This is a genomic window from Pimelobacter simplex, from assembly GCF_900114845.1.
GTDB lineage: Bacteria > Actinomycetota > Actinomycetes > Propionibacteriales > Nocardioidaceae > Nocardioides > Nocardioides simplex.
In genome coordinates this window covers 213,356-231,270 of record NZ_FOUK01000005.1, presented here as the reverse complement: position 1 = coordinate 231,270, position 17,915 = coordinate 213,356, and the positions used below count along the sequence as shown (strand labels likewise).

Sequence of the window (17,915 nt, the reverse complement as noted above, 5' to 3'; positions counted from 1 at the left end):
GTGTTCTCGGGGAATTCGCGACCATTTTGTCCGGTACGACGTCAACCGGCGGGATCCTCGAGCACGGCGGCGACGTCGTCGACGAGGGCGAGGATCCAGCGCCAGGTGTCGGGGTCCTCGGTGACCAGCGACTCGTGCCGGTAGAGGTAGAGCCGCCCCTCGACCACCTCCACGTGGACCGGCCGCTCGGTGAGCCGGGCCAGCACGTCGGGCCGGAACAGGGTCGCGTCGAGGAGCGAGCGGACCGTCGCGGTCCGCCCGATCGGCGCCTGCACGACGAACGCCTCGGCGCCGGGCCCCTCCAGCTCGGGCGTGCCGAGCGACTGGTCGGTGGAGCCGGGCAGGGTGAAGTCGGTCCACTTCCCCCGCGCCCGCAGCACGAGGTGCGGCAGTTGCGGGCCCGAGAGCGGGGTGGTCGCGTAGGCCCAGTCGCTCGACTCCGCGGTGCTCCTGCCATAGCTGAAGTGGTGCTGGCCGAGCTCGATCTCCCGCGGCTCGCTCATCCGTACGACGTCCCGCGTGGCCGGCCGCACGCCCTGGCCGAAGAGCAGCCCCGGCCCGGTGTGCGGCGTCTCCGGCCGCTCGGTGAACGTCATCGCGTTCGCGCTCGCGAACCGGCCCAGGCGCACCAGCCGGGCCCGGTACGCCGGGTTCGGGCGCACCGCCGACCACAGCAGGCCCAGCGTGATCACGGTCGCGATCCCGGCCGGGATCAGCGCCCACAGCGGCTGCGGCGGGACGAACGACAGTCCCAGCGCGATCGCGCCGAGGAACAGCCAGGTCAGCAGGCTGACGATGAGCCAACCCAGCAGCTCGGTGGCCAGCACCCGCGCGGGGCGCGGCGGCAGGTCGGCTCGGTCGACCGGCGCCGTGAGGGCGCCGGTGAGCAGTCGGTCGGCGGTCATCAGCCGCCGAACTGCGGCGCCCGCTTCTCGACGAACGCCGCGACACCCTCCTGGCCGTCGGCCGAGCCCGCCAGGCCGCGGATCGACAGCGTCTCGGCGCGCAGCGCGGTCTCCGGTGCGGGGGCGGCGACGTCGCGCAGCAGGTGCTTGGCGGCGGCCTGGGCGCCGGCCGAGCCGGCCGCGAGGGTCGCGGCGAGCTGGTCGACGGTGGCCGCCAGCTCGTCGGCCGGGACGACGCGCGCGACCAGGCCGGCGTCGTACGCGTCCTGGGCGGTGAGCAGGTCGCCGAGCAGCGCGAGGCGCAGCGCCCGGTGCAGGCCGAGGGTGTGCACGAGCAACGAGCTGCCGCCGTCGGGCGAGAGGCCGACCTTGGTGTAGGCGAGGCTGAACTTCGCGCCCTCGGCGGCCACGACGACGTCGGCCGCGGCGGCGAGCGGGAAGCCCGCACCGGCGGCGGTGCCCTGGACGGCGCTGACCACGATCGCGTCGGAGCGGACCAGCTCGCTGACCACCCGGTGCAGCGCGTCGGCGAGGTCGTCGATGAAGCCGGTGACGTCGTCGGCGGCCGAGAAGGCGCCGAGGTCGCCGCCGACCGAGAAGAACCGGCCCTCGGCGGCCAGGACGATCACCCGCGCGCCGTCGCGGTGCGCGGCGCGGACGGCGTCGTGGAGCTGGGCGACGGAGCCGGGGTGGACCGGGTTGCCCCGGTCGCCGTCGGCGAGGGTGATCCGGGCGATCCCGGCGTCGTGCTGGTAGCGGACGAAGGTGTCGGTCATCAGGGAGTCCTCGGGGATCAGCGGAACTGGTCGTGCAGCGTGGGCGGGAGGTCGAAGAGCGGGTCGCGGGTGAGCTCCGCGCGGCCGAGCGTGGTCAGGTGCGCCTCGTCAGGGCCGTCGAAGATCCGCATCGCGCGGTGCCAGCCCCACAGCGAGGCGAGCGGCGTCGCGTCGCTGATGCCGGCCGCGCCGTGCAGCTGGATGGCCCGGTCGATGACCGACAGCACCGCCCGCGGGACGGCGATCTTGGCCGCCGCGATGAGGTGCCGGGCGCCCTTGTTGCCCTCGGTGTCGACGGTGTGCGCGGCGAGGTGGCACAGCGCGCGGGCCTGGTCGAGCTCGACGCGCGACTCGGCGATCTTCTCGCGCACCGCGGACTGCTCGGCGAGCAGGCCGCCGAACGCCGTCCGCGTCTTGGCCCGGTCGACCATCATCGCCAGCGCCCGCTCACCGGCGCCGAGCGCCCGCATCACGTGGTGGATCCGGCCCGGTCCGAGGCGCATCTGGGCGGCCGCGAAGCCACCGCCCTCCTCGCCGAGGAGGTTCGCGACGGGCACCCGCGCGTCGGTGAACTCGATGACGGTGTGGCCGTGCTGGTCCTGGCGGCCGAAGACCGGGTACGAGCGCCCGATCGTCACGCCGGGGGTGTCGACGGGCACGATCACCATCGACTGCTGGCGGTGCGTGGCGGCGTCGGGGTCGGTCTTGCCCATGACGATGAGCACCTGGCAGCGCGGGTCGGCGGCACCGGTGATCCACCACTTGCGGCCGTTGATGACGTACTCGTCGCCGTCGCGCTCGATCCGGGTCTCGATGTTCGTGGCGTCGGACGAGGCGACGGCGGGCTCGGTCATCGCGAACGCCGAGCGGATCTCGCCGTCGAGCAGCGGCCGCAGCCAGCGCTCCTGCTGCGCGGGCGTGCCGACGAGGTGGAGCAGCTCCATGTTGCCGGTGTCGGGCGCCTGGCAGTTCATCGCCTCGGGCGCGAGCTCGAGGCTCCAGCCGGACAGCTCGGCCAGCGGCGCGTACTCGAGCTGGGTCAGCCCGGACTCGCTCGGCAGGAAGAGGTTCCACAGCCCGCGCTCGCGCGCCTTGGCCTTGAGCTCCTCGACCACCGGCGGCACCGTGTGGTCGTCGGCGCCGGCCTCGTCGCGGTGGCGCTCGTATGCCTCCTCGGCCGGGAACACCTCCTCGGCGAGGAAGCGCTTCAGCTCGTCGTAGAGGCGCACGGCCTGGTCGCTGGGTGCCGCGTAGGCGGGGTACATCGGAGACGGCCCGGTCATGGGCCCACTATGGCGTAGGGCGCGGGGCCTGCTGAACACGGGCGCCGTCGCGAGCGTCGCGAGGCGCGTGCGATGGCAAGGCGGCGGAGTGAGGCGGTCTGGTTGACCGTTGATCGACGCCGCCGCAGCCAGCGTGCGTGCATCGCGGCGCGCAGCAGGCGTCCGTGTTCAGCAGACCCCTACGACGCGCAATTGCCGGTGTTGACCTCGGCGTCGGCGGCGACGCCCGCCCGCGCGGTGCCGGACACCTGCTGGGCGGTCAGCGCGTAGCCGGTCTCGGGGTCGGTGACCGAGGCGGCGAAGACGACGCCCGCGACCTTGCCCTGCGGCGTGACGATCGGTCCGCCCGAGTTGCCGGGCCGGACCAGGCCGCGCAGCGAGTAGACCTCGCGGACGACGGTGCCGTCGCCGTAGATGTCGGGCGAGCGGAGGTTCTGCTTGGCGCGCACCCGGGCGGTCTGGACGTCGAACGGCCCGTCCTGCGGGTAGCCGACGATCGCGACCGCGTCACCGGCGCCGATGCTGCGGTCGAACGCGAGGACCGGGGTGTCGTCGGTCTCGAGCGCCAGCACGGCGATGTCGAGCTTGCGGTCGTAGTGGACGACGCGCGCGAGCTCGGTGCCGCCGCCGATGCTGACCTCGGGGTCCTCTACTCCGGCGACCACGTGCGCGTTGGTCATCACGCGGTCCTGGGCGATGACGAAGCCGGTGCCCTCGACGCCGCGTCCGCAGCGGTTGGCGCCGCGGATCTTGACCACGCTCGACCGGGTCGCCTTGACCTTCGCCGAGCCCGGCAGCTCGGACGGGCCGGGGGCGACCTCGACGATCTGCTCGGGCGCGAAGGGCTCGAGGTAGCGCGGGAAGAAGCCGGTGCCGACGACGTTGTTGAACGCCTGCAGGGCGGTCGGCGCCGACTCGGGCAGCGCCTCGTTGACCTTCGCCAGGATCGCCGAGCTGCGGACCATCGAGGTGATCGGGCCGATCCGGGTGCCGGAGATCGCGACGCCGAGCGCCCATGCGACCAGCAGCACCGCGAAGGCGCTCAGCAGCGCGCCGCCGACGGCGTCGACCGCGCGGGCCGGCTGCCAGGTGATCCGCTCGCGGACCCGCGCGCCGGCGTACTGCAGCAGCGCCTGGCCCAGCGAGGCGCAGAGGATGACGATGAAGAGCGCTCCGAGCGAGACCGCGAGCGACGGCTCGAGGCCGCCGAGCACCAGCGGTGCCAGCAGGATCCCGCCGAGGCCGCCGGAGAGCAGGCCGATGGTGGCGAAGGCGCCCGTGATGAAGCCCTGCCAGTAGCCCGACAGGGCGTAGGCCGCCACCAGGAGGAGCAGCAGCCAGTCGAGGAGGTTCACCGGCTCACTCGTTCGGCTCCAGGAGGTCCATGCCGTCTCCCGCGTCGTCGTCGGTTGCCCGAGCGGTACGACGGACGTACTCGGCGAGCATGTACTCCGGGAGATCATGCACCGGCGGGTCGGCCACTGGGGGGAGCCACCCGAGGAAGTCGAAGAATCGGGTCAGGATGCCGCCCGTGAAGCCCCAGAGGATGACGTCCTTGTCGGGCCCGATGAGGAAGCCCGGCCCCTTCCAGCCACCGGGGTGGCGGACCTGGATGCGGTGCTCGGCGGCGAACAGCTCCTCGAGCGGGACCCGGTGGATCGCGTGCACCTCTTGGGGGGAGGCGACCCGGATCGGGCCCGGGTCGCGCCACCAGCCGAGGATCGGCGTCACCGCGAAGTTGGACGGCGGCAGCCACAGCTCGGGCAGGCTGCCGAAGACCTCGACCCCCGCGGGGTCGACGCCGATCTCCTCCTCGGCCTCGCGCAGGGCCGCCTCGACCGGCGTCTCGCCGGGGTCGATGCTGCCCCCGGGGAACGACACCTGACCGGGGTGGGAGCGCATGTCGTGGGCGCGCTCGGTGAGCAGGACGTCGTGGTCGCCGAACAGCATGAGCACCGCGCCCCGGCGTACCGGCTGGTCCTTGGGGGGCAGGAACGCCGTCAGCTCGCTGCCCTGGATGGCGCGGGCCCCCTCGGCGACCGGCACCAGCCAGTCGGGGAGACCCTCGGGGAGCTGCTCGGGGACCTGGCTCACGAGGCCGCCCGGGCGGCGGTGAGGTCGAGGCCGAGGTTCTCGTTGACGAGCGCGACGACCTCGGCGGGCGAGGTGATGCCGCCCGCGTGGGGCTTCGAGATCGTGCCGTCCTCGTGGACGAAGAGGAAGAACGGCAGCCCGGCGCCGAGCGCGGCACCGGTGTCCTGGAGGTCGCCGCAGCCGTCGGCCAGCGAGGGGTAGGTGACGCCGGTCATGCGGGCGAGGTCGATGGCCGCACCCGGGTAGGTGTCGAGGTAGTTGACGCCGATCACGCTGATCTGGTCGCCGTACTTCTCGTAGAACTTCTGCAGGGCCGGCATCTCCTTGCGGCAGGGCGCGCAGTTGGACGCCCAGAAGTTGATCACCGCCGGGCCGTGGATGTCGGAGAGCGCGGCCCCCTTGGCGCCGCCGAGGCAGTCGAGAGCGACGTCGGGCAGCTGGGCGGCGGCGCCGTCGCCGACCGACCAGTCGGCGGGGGTGCAGTCGGCGATGCCCGCCGCCTCGCGGTCCTTGATGAGGTCGGGCGTGGTGGGGTCGACCTTGCAGGCGAACGCCGGGGCGACGCTGTCGCAGCCGGTGAGCAGCACGCCGGCCGCCACCAGGGCCACGAACAGGGCGACCAGGCGTCGGCGCATCAGTTGGGGCCCTCGGTGCGGACGAGCTTCTCGGCCTCGACGGGGTCGGTCGGCCCGGTGCCGTAGGACGGGCACCAGCGCGCCACGGGGCAGGCACCGCACGCGGGCTTCTTCGCGTGGCAGCGGCGGCGGCCGTGCCAGATGAGGTGGTGCGAGAGCATCGTCCAGTCCCGCTTGGGGAAGAGCGCACCCACGGCGTGCTCGACCTTGACCGGGTCGGTCTCGTCGGTGAAGCCGAGCCGGCGGGCGAGCCGCCCGAAGTGGGTGTCGACGGTGATCCCGGGGACGTCGAAGGCGTTGCCGAGCACCACGTTGGCGGTCTTGCGCCCGACGCCGGGCAACGTGACCAGGTCGTCGAGGCGGCCGGGCACCTGGCCGTCGTACCTCTCGACGAGGGCGGCGCTCAGCTTGAGCAGCGACTCGGTCTTGGCGCGGAAGAAGCCCAGCGGACCGACGATCTGCTCGAGGTGGGCGCGATCGGCCGCGGCCATCGACGCCGGGTCGGGGTAGGCCGCGAAGAGCGTCGGGCGCACCGCGTTGACCCGCTTGTCGGTCGTCTGCGCCGAGAGGACGGTGACGACGAGGCACTCGAAGGCGTTGTCGAAGTCGAGCTCGGCCTTGGCGTCGGGGTAGGTCTCGGCGAGGACCCGGTCGATCTTGCGCGCCCGCCGGACGAGCTGGGTCGACGTCTCCTCGGTGATGTCGATCGGCCGCACGGAGGCCACCCTACGGTGTGAGTCCGACAGTCCAGGACCGCGCGTCCGCTAGGTGTGACATGTTGCACTGGCTAGGATGCCGCAGACCGGGTTTTACGCAACTTTGGAGGAAGCGTGGACAACGACGTACTCCGTCAGGCGCCACTGTTCAGTGCCCTCGACGACGAGGCCATGGCAGCGCTGCGCACGTCGCTGGCCACCACGCGGCTGCGCCGCGGCGAGGTGCTGTTCCACGAGGGCGACAGCGGCGACAAGCTGTACGTCGTCCTCGAGGGCAAGGTGAAGCTCGGACGCACGTCCTCCGACGGGCGCGAGAACCTGCTCGCGATCATGGGCCCCGGCCAGATGTTCGGCGAGCTGTCGCTCTTCGACCCCGGCCCGCGCTCGGCCACCGTCACCTGCGTGACCGACGCCGAGTTCGCCTCGCTGTCGCACGAGGACCTGCTGCGCTGGCTCGAGGGCCGCCCGGTCGTCGCGCGCGGCCTGCTCGCCCAGCTGGCGGCGCGGCTGCGCAAGGCCAACGACGTCGTCGCGGACCTCGTGTTCTCCGACGTCCCCGGCCGGGTCGCCAAGGCACTGCTCGACCTCGCCGAGCGCTTCGGGCGCACCGCCGACGACGGCGTGCACGTCCACCACGACCTCACCCAGGAGGAGCTCGCCCAGCTGGTCGGCGCCTCCCGCGAGACGGTCAACAAGGCGCTCGCCGACTTCGCCTCGCGCGGCTGGCTGCGGCTCGAGCCGCGCTCGGTCGTGATCCTCGACATGGAGCGGATGTCGCGCCGCGCGCGCTGAGCCACTCCGCAGCACCCGCAACGACGACGAGACCCCGCCGCCCGATCACTCGGGCGGCGGGGTCTCGGCGTTGGTGGACGCTCAGGCCCGGCGGCGCCGGACCAGCAGCAGGCCGCCCAGCAGGAGCAGAGCCGCGAGCAGACCCGGCTCGAGCAGGCGGGGCGCGCCCGTCGCGGGCAGGCCCGTCGCGGACGGCGAGCCGGTCCCGGCGCCGGCACCGTCACCGTCGTTCTCGTCGACGACACCGCCGACCTCGCCCTCGACCGGGGCGAGGACCGTGACCGTGAAGGTCGCGGACGCGCTCCCCGCGCGGGCGGCGACCCGGCCCCGCACTGCCGGCGGGGTCGCCGGGTCGGCCGCCGTGCAGGTCACCGTCGTCGTCCCGATCTCGAAGGTGCCGCCCGAGGCGGGCGTGCAGCTGACCGGCACGTCGCCGTGCACCAGGTCGGTCGCGCTGGCCTGGTAGGTCACCACGGCACCGGCGTCACCGGTGGCCTCGACGGTGATGTCGTCGGGGACGGTGATCACCGGGGCGGTGGTGTCCGCGACGGTCACGGTGAACGTGCCCGTCGCCGCGCCCTGCCACTGGTCCTCGACCCGGCACCGCACCGTGGTGGTGCCCAGCGCGAAGGTCGCGCCCGGCGTCACCACCGGACCCGAGCCGTCCGCACCGGTGCGGCACTCGGCCACGAGCGCGGTGTCGACGAAGTCGCGGCCGGAGGCGGCGAAGTCGACGGCCGCCCCGTCCGGGCCGGTCGCCTCGGCCGAGAGGTCGGCCGGGACGGTGATCGTCGGCTCCGGCGCCACGACCCGCACCGACAGCACCAGGTCGGCGCTCTCGTTGCCGGCCGCGTCCCGGGCCCGGCAGGTGAGGCTGCCGGTGCCGATGGCGGCGACGGACCCGGACGGCCGGCTGCAGGTCACCTGCGGCGCCGGGTCGACGGCGTCCGTGGTGATCGTCGTGTAGGTGAGCACGGCGCCGTCGGCGCCGGTCGCCGTCAGCACGAAGCCGCGGCTGCCGGCGACCGGGTCGTGGACCGCCTCGGGGACGTCGATCGTCGGCGCCGTCGAGTCGGCCACGGTGACGTCGAACGTGTCCGTGGCCCGCTTCCCACGGGAGTTGAGCGCGCTCGTGCACGTCACCGTCGTCGTCCCGATCGCGAAGGTGTCGCCCGAGGCCACCGGGACGTCGCCCGGCCGGACGCAGCTCGCCGCGAGCGGCCCGTCGATCGGGTCGCTGGCCGAGACCGCGAAGGACACCGGAGCGCCCGCGGCACCGGTCGCCTCGACCACCTGGTCGACCGGGACGGTGATCACCGGTGCCGGGTCGTTGACGGTCACGGTGAACCGCTGGAACGCGAAGTCCACCAGGTTGATCAGGCTGAACCGGCCCCACAGGCATGCGCCGTAGGTGGTGCCGATGGGGAACTGCTTGGTGGCGTGGAAGGTGCGCGTGGTCGTGTAGCCGAGGAACTGCAGTCCCAGCAGCTGCTGCGGCGAGGTGATCTCGACGGGGCTGACCGCGCAGGCACCGGCCACGAAGCTCTGGTCCGCCCAGCCGCCGCTGATCGAGAAGTCCACGGAGACCTGCGCGCCGTTGACGCTGGTCGCGTCGCGCACGATCGGGTTCTCGCCGGTGATCACCGGGCCGGCCGCGGCTTGGGGGGCGGCTTGGGGAGCCTTGGCCGCGCTCGGGGCCTTGGCCGGGGGCGCGGGCTCCGGTTCGGGTGCGGGCTCCGGCTTCGGCTCCGGCTGGGGCTCGGGCTCGGGCGTCGGCTCCGGCTCCGGCTCCGGCTCCGGCTCGGGCGTCGGCTCGGGCTCCGGGGTCGGCGTGACCTCGGGCTCGGGCGAACCGGCCGGTTCGGTCACGGGCGGCGCCGCCGGCGGCTCGGCGTCGCCGTCGGCGAACGAGGGCGGCGCGACGAGCACGCCGGCGAGGAGGAAGGCGGTCGCGGCCAGGAGCCGGGCACGCCGATGACGGGGTCTTCTGGGGGGAGGGAGCATCTCTCCATCGTCAGCGAGACCTCGCGCTGCGTCCCGGTTTTCGGCGAACTACCGCCAAAACGTCTGGTCAGCGGCGCGCGAGGTAGGCCAGCTGGGCCCGCACCGACGACTCGGCGGCGTCCCACAGCGAGGAGTCGACGTCGGCGTACACGACCTCGACGACCTGGCGCGGCAGCGTCGGGTGCTCGGCGACGTCGGGCGGCAGGTCGGTGGGCGACAGGCCGAGCCGGGGCAGCGCGGCCTCGACCTGGGCGAGCCGGTCGCGGCGGTGCACGACGTAGTGGTCGAGGACGCCGGCCGCGTCGGGCAGGACCGGTCCGTGGGCCGGCCACAGCGACGCGACCCGGCCGGACGTGACGAGCGCGCGCATCCGGGCGATCGAGTCGAAGTACGAGCCGAGGTCGCCGTCGGGGTGCACGATCACCGTGGTGCCGCGGCCGAGGACCATGTCGCCGGTCAGCAGCGCGCCGTCGGCCTCGACGAGCAGCGAGATCGAGTCGGTGGTGTGCCCCGGCGTGGTCAGCACCTCGACGTCGAGGCCGCCGACGGAGAGCACCTCGCCGTCGGCGAGCGGGTCCGCGCGCCAGCACTGCTCGGGGTCGAGCCCGCGCACGCCGCAGCCCATCCGCTCGGCGAAGGAGCGCGCGGCCTCGGTGTGGTCGTAGTGGTGGTGGGTGACGACGACCGCGTCCACCTCGCCGGCGACGGCGGCGACGGCGTCGAGGTGGCCGTCGTCGAGCGGCCCGGGGTCGACGACGATCGAGCGGCCGGAGCCGGGCTCGCGCAGGATCCAGGTGTTCGTCCCGTCGAGCGTCATGATCCCCGGGTTGGGCGCGAGCACGCAGCGGCCGCGGTCGCCGTACGGTCCCCCGGTCCAGGCCTCGCTCACGACACGGCCCGCCGTGCCGCCACCAGCGGCCGCAGCCAGTCGGGCATCGAGAGCGTGAAGCCCTCGCCCAGCGGCTCGACCGACGGCGTGAACATCTCGACCGTGCGCGACGTGCTGGCCGCGAGGACGTCGTCCGGCGTCGCGTGGGTGCCGACCTCGAGACAGGTCAGGTACGTCGGCGGGAGCATGGCGAGCTCGCCGCGGTCGGCCTGGTCGGCGGCCTCGGCAGCCGGGATCCAGACCACCTCGGACGACTCGCTCGACACGTCGCGGGTCACCTGTCCCTCGGGCAGGCGGGCGACGAAGAACCAGGTGCGGTAGCGCTTCGGCTCGAAGACCGGCGTCAGCCAGCCGCTCCAGATGCCGAGCAGGTCGGTGCGCAGCACGAGTCCGCGCTGGTCGAGGAAGTCGGTCATCGACAGCGCGCGCGACTCGAGGGCGACCCGGTCGGCCTCCCAGTCGTCGCTCGTCGTGTCGGCGACCACGCTGTCGGCCGAGGTGCCGGCGAGCAGCACCCCGGACTCCTCGAACGTCTCGCGCACGGCCGCGCAGATCAGCGCCCGCGCGACGTCCTCGGTGGTGCCGAGCCGCGCCGCCCACTCCGCGGGCGTGGGCCCGGCCCAGGCCACGGTGTGGTCGTAGTCGCGCGGGTCGACGCCGCCCCCCGGGAACACGCACATGCCCCCGGCGAACGCCATCGTGGTGTGCCGGCGCAGGAGGTAGATCTCCGGCCGCCCGTCGGCGCCCGCCCGCTGCAGGACGACGGTCGCCGCGTCGCGCGGCGCGGCCGGCTCGCGCCGTCCGTCCGCGTACTCGGCGGCGAGGTCGGCGAGGTGTGCGGGCAGCGGCACCGGCGGCAGCGGGATCATCAGGAGGCGCCGACGATCTCGGCGATCACCTCGACCTCGACGGGCGCGTCGAGCGGCAGCACCGGGACGCCGACCGCCGAGCGCGCGTGCACGCCGGCGTCGCCGAAGACCTCGCCGAGCAGCTCGGACGCACCGTTCGCGACCCCCGGCTGACCGGTGAAGTCGGGCGTGGACGCGACGAACGCGACCACCTTGACGATCCGGACGTTGCTCAGCTCGCCGGCGATCGAGCGGATCGCCGCGATCGCGTTGAGCGCGCACTGGCGGGCGCAGGCATAGGCGTCGTCCGCGCTGACCTCGGCGCCGACCTTGCCGGTCGCCATCAGGGCGCCGTCGCGCATCGGCAGCTGGCCGGCGGTGTAGACGTGGTCGCCGCTGCGGACGGCGGGGACGTAGACCGCCACCGGCGGGACGACGTCCGGGACGTCCAGGCCGAGCGCGGCCAGGCGCTCCTCGGGGGTCGGCACCGCTCAGCCCTCGATCGGGCGCTTGAAGTAAGCGATGTCGTTGCCACCCTGGCCGGGGATGAGCGTGACGAGCTCCCACCCGTCCTGGCCGAAGTTGTTGAGGATCTGCGCCGCGACGTGGTTCAGGACGGGCGCCACCTGGTACTCCCACTTGGTCATGGCGCTGACCTTACTCAGTGCCGTCCTGCGCGAGCGTGTCGCTCCTCCGTCACGCCACGCTGCCGCGCCCGCCGTCCTCGCCCGCGGTGCGGAAGGGGGCTCGGCGGCCGGGCGGCCGGCTCGGGGAAAGGCGCGGCACCTCCGCTCCGGTCGCTCCTTCGTCGCTCCCGCCGCTCACGTCGCCGGCGCTTCCCCCGACGACCGGCAACACGGCTCGCCGCGGGGCTCAGCCGTAGCGGTTCACGACCCAGAGCAGCTCGCGGTAGTGGTCGTCCTCCTCGGGCGGAGGTGGATCGACGTCCTGCGCGGTGCGCAGGCTCGCCGGGTCGATCGGCGGGGGCAGGTGGCGGTAGCGCTCGGACCTGGACTGCTCGGCCATGGCGACTCCTTCCGGTACGCCGATGCTAGGCCGCCGCGGCGGCCCACGGAAGGACCACCGCGGGGTCAGGATCCACCCGTGGTCTGACGTCCGCCCCCGCCCGGCCGTCTACGGTGGCCCGGTGACCCGAGCCGACCGACAGCCGTGGCGGCTGGGCCCGCGCGGCGAGCGGTGGTTCGACGTCGGGCTGACGGTGTTCCTGCTGCTGCCGGTCTTCCCCTACCTGTTCTTCGTCGACGTGGTCGAGGGCCTGCTGATGCTGGTCCAGATCGTGCCGCTGTTCTGGCGCCGCCGGCACCCGCTCCCGGTCTTCACCGCGGTCGCGCTCGGCTGCGCGGCGCAGGCGGTCCTCACCGACACCCCGCTGTGGAGCCAGTTCGCGTTCCCCGTCGCGACCTACTCCGTCGCCCGGTACGCCGGCGCGCGGTGGGCTCTCGCGGCACTCGGGACGGGTGTCGTGGGCGCCGCGATCGCCGCCGTCGACTGGCTGCGCGGCTTCGGCACCAACATGACGACGCCGGAGAACGTGACCGCGTACTTCATCACGATCGCGCTCCTCGTCGTCGTCGCCTGGACCCTCGGCACGCTCGGCCGCACCCGGCAGGCGTACGTCGACGCGCTGGTCGAGCGTGGCCAGCGGCTCGAGCGGGAGGCCGCCCAGCAGGCGGCGCTCGCCGCGATCGAGGAGCGGCACCGGATCGCCCGCGAGATGCACGACGTGGTCGCGCACGGGCTGACCACGATCGTGGTCCAGGCCGACGGCGCGCGGGCCGCCGCCGCGCACGACCCGTCGGTGACCGGGCCGGCGCTCGGCACCATCGCCGCGACCGGGCGCGAGGCGATCGCCGAGCTGCGCCGGATGCTCGGCATCCTCCGGGCCGAGGGCGCGCCGACCACACCGCAGCCGCGGCTCACCGACCTGGCCGACCTGGTCGCCGAGGCGCAGGCGGCGGGGACGTCCGTCAACGCGCAGCTCCCCGGGGCGGCGACCCCGGTCTCCGACGGCGTCGCGCTGACGGCGTACCGGATCGTGCAGGAGGCGCTCAGCAACGTCCGCAAGCACGCAGGTCCCGGCGCGGCGGCCACCGTCGTCGTGGGCACCGAGCGCGGCACGCTCGAGATCGTCGTCACCGACGACGGCCGTGGCGCGGCCGCCCACGACGACGGTCGCGGCCTGGGCCTGACCGGCATGCGCGAGCGGGTCGCGGCGCACGACGGCACCCTCACCGCGGGCCCCGCGCCGGACGGCGGCTTCGCGGTGTGCGCGAGGATCCCCCTGTGAACCAGGGAGAGCCGATCCGGGTGTTCCTCGTCGACGACCAGGAGCTGGTCCGCGCCGGCTTCCGGATGCTCATCGACAGCCAGCCCGACCTCGCTGTCGTCGGCGAGGCCGGCGACGGCGGCGAGGCGCTGGAGCGGCTGGCGGTGACCCGCTGCGACGTCGTCCTCATGGACGTGCGGATGCCGCGCCTCGACGGCGTCGAGGCCACCCGGCGCCTGGCCGAGCGCCCCGACCCGCCGCAGGTGATCGTGCTGACCACCTTCGACCTCGACGAGTACGCGTTCGCCGCCATCCGCGCGGGCGCCGCCGCCTTCCTGCTCAAGGACGCCACGCCCGAGACCCTGCTCGGGGCGATCCGCACCGTCCACGCCGGCGACTCCGTCGTCGCCCCCAGCACCACCCGGCGCCTCCTGGAGCACTTCGCGGCCGCGCTGCCCGCCGGCGCCACGGGCGGCCCCGGCACGGCCGACGGTGACGACCGGCTCGCCGCGCTGACCGAGCGCGAGCGCGAGACGCTCGTCCTGGTCGGACGCGGCCTGTCCAACGCCGAGATCGCCGCCGACTTCGTCGTCTCCGAGGCGACCGTGAAGACCCACATCGGCCGGCTGCTCGCCAAGACCGGCTCGCGGGACCGGGTCCAGCTCGTCGTCCTCGCCTACGAGACGGGGCTGGTCCGGCCGTGAGCGACGCCCGGGTCGCGCGCGCCGCCGCCGAGGCCGGCGCCGCCGTCGTCCGCGCCCGGTACGGCGGCACGCTGGTCCGCCACGCCAAGGACGGTCTCGACTTCGCGACCGACGCCGACGTGGCCGCCGAGCGGGCGATCCTCGACGTGCTGGCCCGGGAGCGCCCCGGCGACCTCGTGGTCGGCGAGGAGCTCGGCGCCACCGGTGACCGCGGCGCCACCCGGCGCTGGCTGGTCGATCCCCTCTGCGGGACGCTCAACTTCGCGACCGCCACTCCCCTGGTCGCGGTCAACGTCGCGCTCCAGGTCGACGGCGTGACCACTGCCGCGGCCGTCGTCGACCCGCTCGCCGGCGAGACCTGGGCGACCGACGCGCCCCCGACCCCGTCGGCCGCCTCGGGCCTGGTCGACCTCAACGCCGACGGCCCGACCGACCGGCCCTTCGTCGGCGCCGAGCTCGCCGCCGATCCCGCCTTCCGGCGGGTGTTCGGGCCGCGCGTGCTGTCCACCACGCTCGCGCTGGCCTGGGTCGCCACCGGGCAGCGTGCCGGCTACGTCACCGACGGCGCCCCCGGCACCCTCCACGACAGCGTCCACTTCGCCGCCGGGATCGCGCTGTGCCGGGCCGCGGGCTGCGTCGTCACCGACCTGCACGGCGGCGCCGTCGAGAGCGGTCGCGGCCTGCTGGCCGCCGCCGACGAGCGCACGCACGACGCGCTCGTCCGCCTGGTCGCGCCGGCCTTGTCCACCCCACGTCGGACCCCGGATCAACCCGTGGCCTGACGATCCGCGGCCCGCGCTCGACCAGGCTCGGTGCCATGACCGATCTCGCCGCCAGCACCCGCGGCCTCACCAAGTCCTACGGCCACGGCGACACCCTGGTCCATGCCCTCCGCGGCGTCGACCTCGACCTCCCGGCCGGCCGGTTCACCGCGATCATGGGGCCCTCCGGCTCCGGCAAGTCCACGCTCATGCACTGCCTGGCCGGGCTCGACCAGCCCACGTCGGGCAGCGTCACCGTGGCCGGGCGCGAGCTCGCCGGGCTGGACGACGACGCGCTGACCCGCTTCCGGCGCGACCACCTCGGCTTCGTCTTCCAGGCGTTCAACCTGCTGCCGATGCTGACCGCCGCGCAGAACATCTGGCTGCCCACCGAGCTGGCCGGCCGCGACCGCCGCGAGCCCGCGCTCGCGGCGCGGTTCGAGCAGGTCGTCGACACGCTCGGCATCAGCTCGCGGCTCACCCACCGGCCGGCCGAGATGTCGGGCGGTCAGCAGCAGCGGGTCGCGATCGCGCGGGCGCTCGTCACCGCGCCGGCGATCGTCTTCGCCGACGAGCCGACCGGCAACCTCGACAGCACGACGTCCGCCGAGGTCCTCGCGTTCCTGCGCCGCTCGGTACGCGAGCTCGGTCAGACCGTCGTCATGGTGACCCACGAGACCGAGGCCGCGCGCTACGCCGACGACGTCATCGTGCTCACCGACGGCCAGATCGCCAGCCGAGTCGCAGCCTGATGCGTACCGTCCTCCTCGCCTCCCTCCGCACCCACACCCGGCGGTACGGCGCCGCGCTGCTCGCGATCGTCGTCGGCGTCGTCTTCATCGTGGTCACCGCGGCCCTCTCGTCGTCGGTCCGCAACGGGCTGAGCGCCGGCATCGGCGAGCCCTACGCGGGCGCCGACGCGGTCGTCGACGATCCCTCCCCCGAGGACGCCGCCCGGCTGATCGACGCCGCCGCGAAGTCCGGTGCCGACGCCTGGATGATCGGCTGGACCACCCAGCAGGTCGCCCGCGACGGCAAGGTCCTCGACAGCAGCGCCGACGTCGGCCAGGTGCCCGATCGTCCCGAGCGGCGCTGGCAGAAGCTCGTCGACGGCCGCTTCCCCAGCGGTCCCGGCGAGGCCGTCGTCGACGTCAACGCCGCCAAGGTCGGCGAGATCGGCGTCGGCGACCACCTGCGGGTGGGCACCGGCACCGGTGCGCTCGACGTGACGGTGACCGGGCTCGTCGACTCGCCGTCGACGTACTCGGTGGCGTCGGTCTACCTGCTCTGGTCCGACCTGGCCCGCTGGACCGACCGGCTCTACGTCACCAGCCTGGCGTGGAGCGGCTCCGGCGACCTCGCCGCGGCGCGCGGCGCGATCGACGACGTCGTCCCCGACGCGGACACGGTCGCGGTCGACGCGTACGTCCAGAAGCTCCAGAAGGACGTCAACAACGGCGTCGACGTGATCGCGATCGTCGTGCTGCTGTTCGCCGCGATCGCGCTGCTGGTGGCGGTCCTGGTCATCAACAACACGTTCGCGATCCTCTTCGCCCAGCGGGCCCGGGACTTCGCGCTGTTGCGCTGCGTCGGCGCGACCCGCCGCCAGGTGGTCCGCTCGGTCCGGCTCGAGTCGCTCGCGCTCGGCGTGCTCGCCGCGGTCACCGGCGTCCTCGGCGGGCTCGGGCTCGGCCACGGCCTGGTCGCCCTGGTCCGGCACCAGTGGCCCAGCGCCCGCCTCGGCCCGGCCGAGGTCGCCCCGGTCTGGCTGATCGCTGCCGCGGCCGTCGGGCTCGGCGTCACGCTCGTCGCGGCCTGGCTGCCGACCCGGCGTGTCGTCCGGGTCAGCCCGCTGGCCGCGCTGCGGCCCGACGACAGCACTCGCGTCTCGACCCGCACGGGCCGGGTCCGGGTGGTGGTCGGCCTCGCCGTCGTCGCCCTGGGCCTCGCCGCGCTCGCGGCCGCCGTCGCGGCGTCCAGCCCGCCCGTGCTCGTCGTCGGCGGCGCCGGCACCTTCGTCGGCGTCCTGCTGCTCGGCCCGGTCCTGGTGCCCGGCCTGATCCGGACCGCGGGCCGGCTCGCCCACCGCGCGCTGGGCCCGGTCGGCCGGCTGGCCGCCGGCAATGCGGTCCGCAACCCCCGCCGTACGGCGGCCACCGCGGCCTCGCTCCTCATCGGCGTCACCCTCACCACCGCGGTGCTCACCGGGATGGCGAGCTCGCGCACCGCCCTGTCCGCCGAGATGGACGAGCAGTACCCCGTCGACCTCGCCGTCACCGGCACCGCGACGCTGCCGCCCGACGTCGTCACCCGGCTCGGCGCGATCGACGGCGTCGACGGGGCGGTCAGCGTGCCCGGCGCACCGGCCGAGATCGCCGGCCTGGGCAAGGTCCCCGTGGTCGCCGAGCCCTCCGGCGCGGCGACCGGCGTCCGGCCGGTCCTGCACGGCGACCTGCCGTCGGTCGGCTCGCGCCAGGTCGTCGTCCCCTGGGACCTGCTCGGCGACGGCGTCGAGCCGGGCGACCGGGTCGTGGTCACCGTCGGCGACCGGTCGGCGCGGCTGCGCGTCGTCGGCGGCGAGGGCTGGGGCGAGGCCGCCCTGGTGAGCACCTCCACGCTGCACCGGCTCGCACCCGGTGCCGCCACCCAGGCGGTCTGGCTGCGCGCCGCCGACGGTGCCGACCCGCAGGACCTCGCCGGGTCCGTCGAGGCGATCGGCTCCCCCGTCGGAGCCGGCCTCCAGAACGGCCTCGCCCGGCGCTCGTACGTCGACGTCCAGCTCGACGTCGTCACCGGCGGCGTCGTCGGCCTGCTCGGCATCGCCGTCGTGATCGCGCTGGTCGGCATCGCCAACACGCTCGGCCTGTCCGTCCTCGAGCGCGGCCGCGAGCACGCCCTCCTGCGCGCCCTCGGCCTCACCCGCCGCCAGGTGCGCCGGATGCTCGCCGCCGAGGCCGTCCTGCTCGCCGTCGTCGCCACCCTCGTCGGCACCACGCTCGGCGTGCTCTTCGCCTGGGCCGGCGTCCGCGCGCTGGTCGAGCCGGCGGTCGACGGCGCGCACGTCGTCCTGCCCTGGGGCCAGCTCGCCCTGGTCGTCGCGACGTCCGCCCTGGCAGGCCTCCTCGCCGCGGTCGTGCCCTCGCGCCGGGCGGCCAAGGTCACGCCCGCAGCCGGGCTCGCGCTGGAGTAGCGCCCCCACCTCCCCAGTCGCTCGCTAGGCT

The 17,915-nt window shown here is 74.6% G+C and carries 19 protein-coding genes; 6 read left to right on the top strand and 13 right to left on the bottom strand.

Annotation, left to right across the window (positions count from 1 at the left end):
• Positions 1-41 precede the first annotated feature (41 nt).
• The 7 genes from BM223_RS21240 to nth form a co-directional block, all read right to left on the bottom strand.
• A complete protein-coding gene (locus tag BM223_RS21240) occupies positions 42-905 on the bottom strand; it encodes a hypothetical protein (protein ID WP_038676551.1) in 864 nt (287 codons plus the stop codon).
• Positions 905-1,681, bottom strand: a complete 777-nt coding sequence (locus tag BM223_RS21235; protein WP_038676549.1) for an enoyl-CoA hydratase/isomerase family protein — start codon at positions 1,679-1,681, stop codon at positions 905-907. Before BM223_RS21235 ends, BM223_RS21240 begins: the two co-directional genes overlap by 1 nt.
• 17 nt (positions 1,682-1,698) lie before the next feature.
• Positions 1,699-2,964, bottom strand: coding sequence for an acyl-CoA dehydrogenase family protein (locus BM223_RS21230; protein ID WP_082003523.1), 1,266 nt, complete (start codon positions 2,962-2,964; stop codon positions 1,699-1,701).
• A gap of 179 nt (positions 2,965-3,143) precedes the next feature.
• Complete coding sequence (locus BM223_RS21225) at positions 3,144-4,319, bottom strand: MarP family serine protease (protein WP_038676547.1); 1,176 nt, start codon at positions 4,317-4,319, stop codon at positions 3,144-3,146.
• 4 nt (positions 4,320-4,323) lie between these two features.
• On the bottom strand, positions 4,324-5,058 hold the full coding sequence (locus BM223_RS21220) for an NUDIX hydrolase (RefSeq protein WP_082003522.1): 735 nt from the start codon (positions 5,056-5,058) through the stop codon (positions 4,324-4,326).
• Entirely contained in the window at positions 5,055-5,693 is a 639-nt protein-coding gene (locus tag BM223_RS21215) for a TlpA family protein disulfide reductase (RefSeq protein ID WP_052138182.1), read from the bottom strand. Before BM223_RS21215 ends, BM223_RS21220 begins: the two co-directional genes overlap by 4 nt.
• The gene (gene nth / locus BM223_RS21210; protein ID WP_038683337.1) at positions 5,693-6,409 is read right to left on the bottom strand and encodes an endonuclease III; all 717 of its coding nucleotides are present in this window, start codon (positions 6,407-6,409) and stop codon (positions 5,693-5,695) included. Before nth ends, BM223_RS21215 begins: the two co-directional genes overlap by 1 nt.
• A gap of 114 nt (positions 6,410-6,523) precedes the next feature.
• On the opposite strand from nth, the gene BM223_RS21205 reads away from it, so the two are divergent.
• Entirely contained in the window at positions 6,524-7,201 is a 678-nt protein-coding gene (locus BM223_RS21205; protein WP_038676545.1) for a Crp/Fnr family transcriptional regulator, read from the top strand.
• Positions 7,202-7,282: 81 nt separating this feature from the next.
• Here the strand turns inward: BM223_RS21205 and BM223_RS21200 are convergent, their stop codons facing one another.
• The 6 genes from BM223_RS21200 to BM223_RS29270 all read right to left on the bottom strand — a co-directional run bounded on the left by BM223_RS21200 (position 7,283) and on the right by BM223_RS29270 (position 11,968).
• The gene (locus BM223_RS21200) at positions 7,283-9,205 is read right to left on the bottom strand and encodes an HYR domain-containing protein (protein WP_141267164.1); all 1,923 of its coding nucleotides are present in this window, start codon (positions 9,203-9,205) and stop codon (positions 7,283-7,285) included.
• 67 nt (positions 9,206-9,272) lie between these two features.
• Complete coding sequence (locus tag BM223_RS21190) at positions 9,273-10,094, bottom strand: MBL fold metallo-hydrolase (protein ID WP_038676541.1); 822 nt, start codon at positions 10,092-10,094, stop codon at positions 9,273-9,275.
• Positions 10,091-10,963 (bottom strand): NUDIX hydrolase, encoded by an 873-nt coding sequence (locus tag BM223_RS21185; protein ID WP_052138180.1) that lies wholly within the window; start codon positions 10,961-10,963, stop codon positions 10,091-10,093. Before BM223_RS21185 ends, BM223_RS21190 begins: the two co-directional genes overlap by 4 nt.
• Positions 10,963-11,430 (bottom strand): RidA family protein, encoded by a 468-nt coding sequence (locus BM223_RS21180; protein WP_038676539.1) that lies wholly within the window; start codon positions 11,428-11,430, stop codon positions 10,963-10,965. The genes BM223_RS21185 and BM223_RS21180 overlap by 1 nt, the downstream gene beginning before the upstream one ends.
• Positions 11,431-11,433: 3 nt before the next feature.
• Complete coding sequence (gene sp36, locus BM223_RS29275; protein ID WP_170222494.1) at positions 11,434-11,589, bottom strand: Sp36 family protein; 156 nt, start codon at positions 11,587-11,589, stop codon at positions 11,434-11,436.
• A 226-nt stretch (positions 11,590-11,815) separates the two neighbouring features.
• Positions 11,816-11,968 (bottom strand): hypothetical protein, encoded by a 153-nt coding sequence (locus BM223_RS29270; RefSeq protein WP_158510165.1) that lies wholly within the window; start codon positions 11,966-11,968, stop codon positions 11,816-11,818.
• Between the two features lie 121 nt (positions 11,969-12,089).
• On the opposite strand from BM223_RS29270, the gene BM223_RS21175 reads away from it, so the two are divergent.
• Genes BM223_RS21175 through BM223_RS21155 form a run of 5 tightly spaced genes read left to right on the top strand, consistent with a single transcriptional unit; the run spans position 12,090 to position 17,884 of the window.
• The gene (locus tag BM223_RS21175; protein ID WP_052138179.1) at positions 12,090-13,250 is read left to right on the top strand and encodes a sensor histidine kinase; all 1,161 of its coding nucleotides are present in this window, start codon (positions 12,090-12,092) and stop codon (positions 13,248-13,250) included.
• Positions 13,247-13,933, top strand: a complete 687-nt coding sequence (locus tag BM223_RS21170) for a response regulator transcription factor (protein ID WP_038676537.1) — start codon at positions 13,247-13,249, stop codon at positions 13,931-13,933. Before BM223_RS21175 ends, BM223_RS21170 begins: the two co-directional genes overlap by 4 nt.
• Complete coding sequence (locus BM223_RS21165) at positions 13,930-14,715, top strand: inositol monophosphatase family protein (protein ID WP_052138178.1); 786 nt, start codon at positions 13,930-13,932, stop codon at positions 14,713-14,715. The genes BM223_RS21170 and BM223_RS21165 overlap by 4 nt, the downstream gene beginning before the upstream one ends.
• A gap of 35 nt (positions 14,716-14,750) precedes the next feature.
• Complete coding sequence (locus BM223_RS21160; protein ID WP_038676535.1) at positions 14,751-15,446, top strand: ABC transporter ATP-binding protein; 696 nt, start codon at positions 14,751-14,753, stop codon at positions 15,444-15,446.
• Positions 15,446-17,884 carry an ABC transporter permease gene (locus BM223_RS21155; RefSeq protein WP_038676533.1) on the top strand — a complete coding sequence of 813 codons (2,439 nt, stop codon included), beginning with the start codon at positions 15,446-15,448 and terminating at the stop codon, positions 17,882-17,884. Before BM223_RS21160 ends, BM223_RS21155 begins: the two co-directional genes overlap by 1 nt.
• Positions 17,885-17,915: the final 31 nt, after the last annotated feature.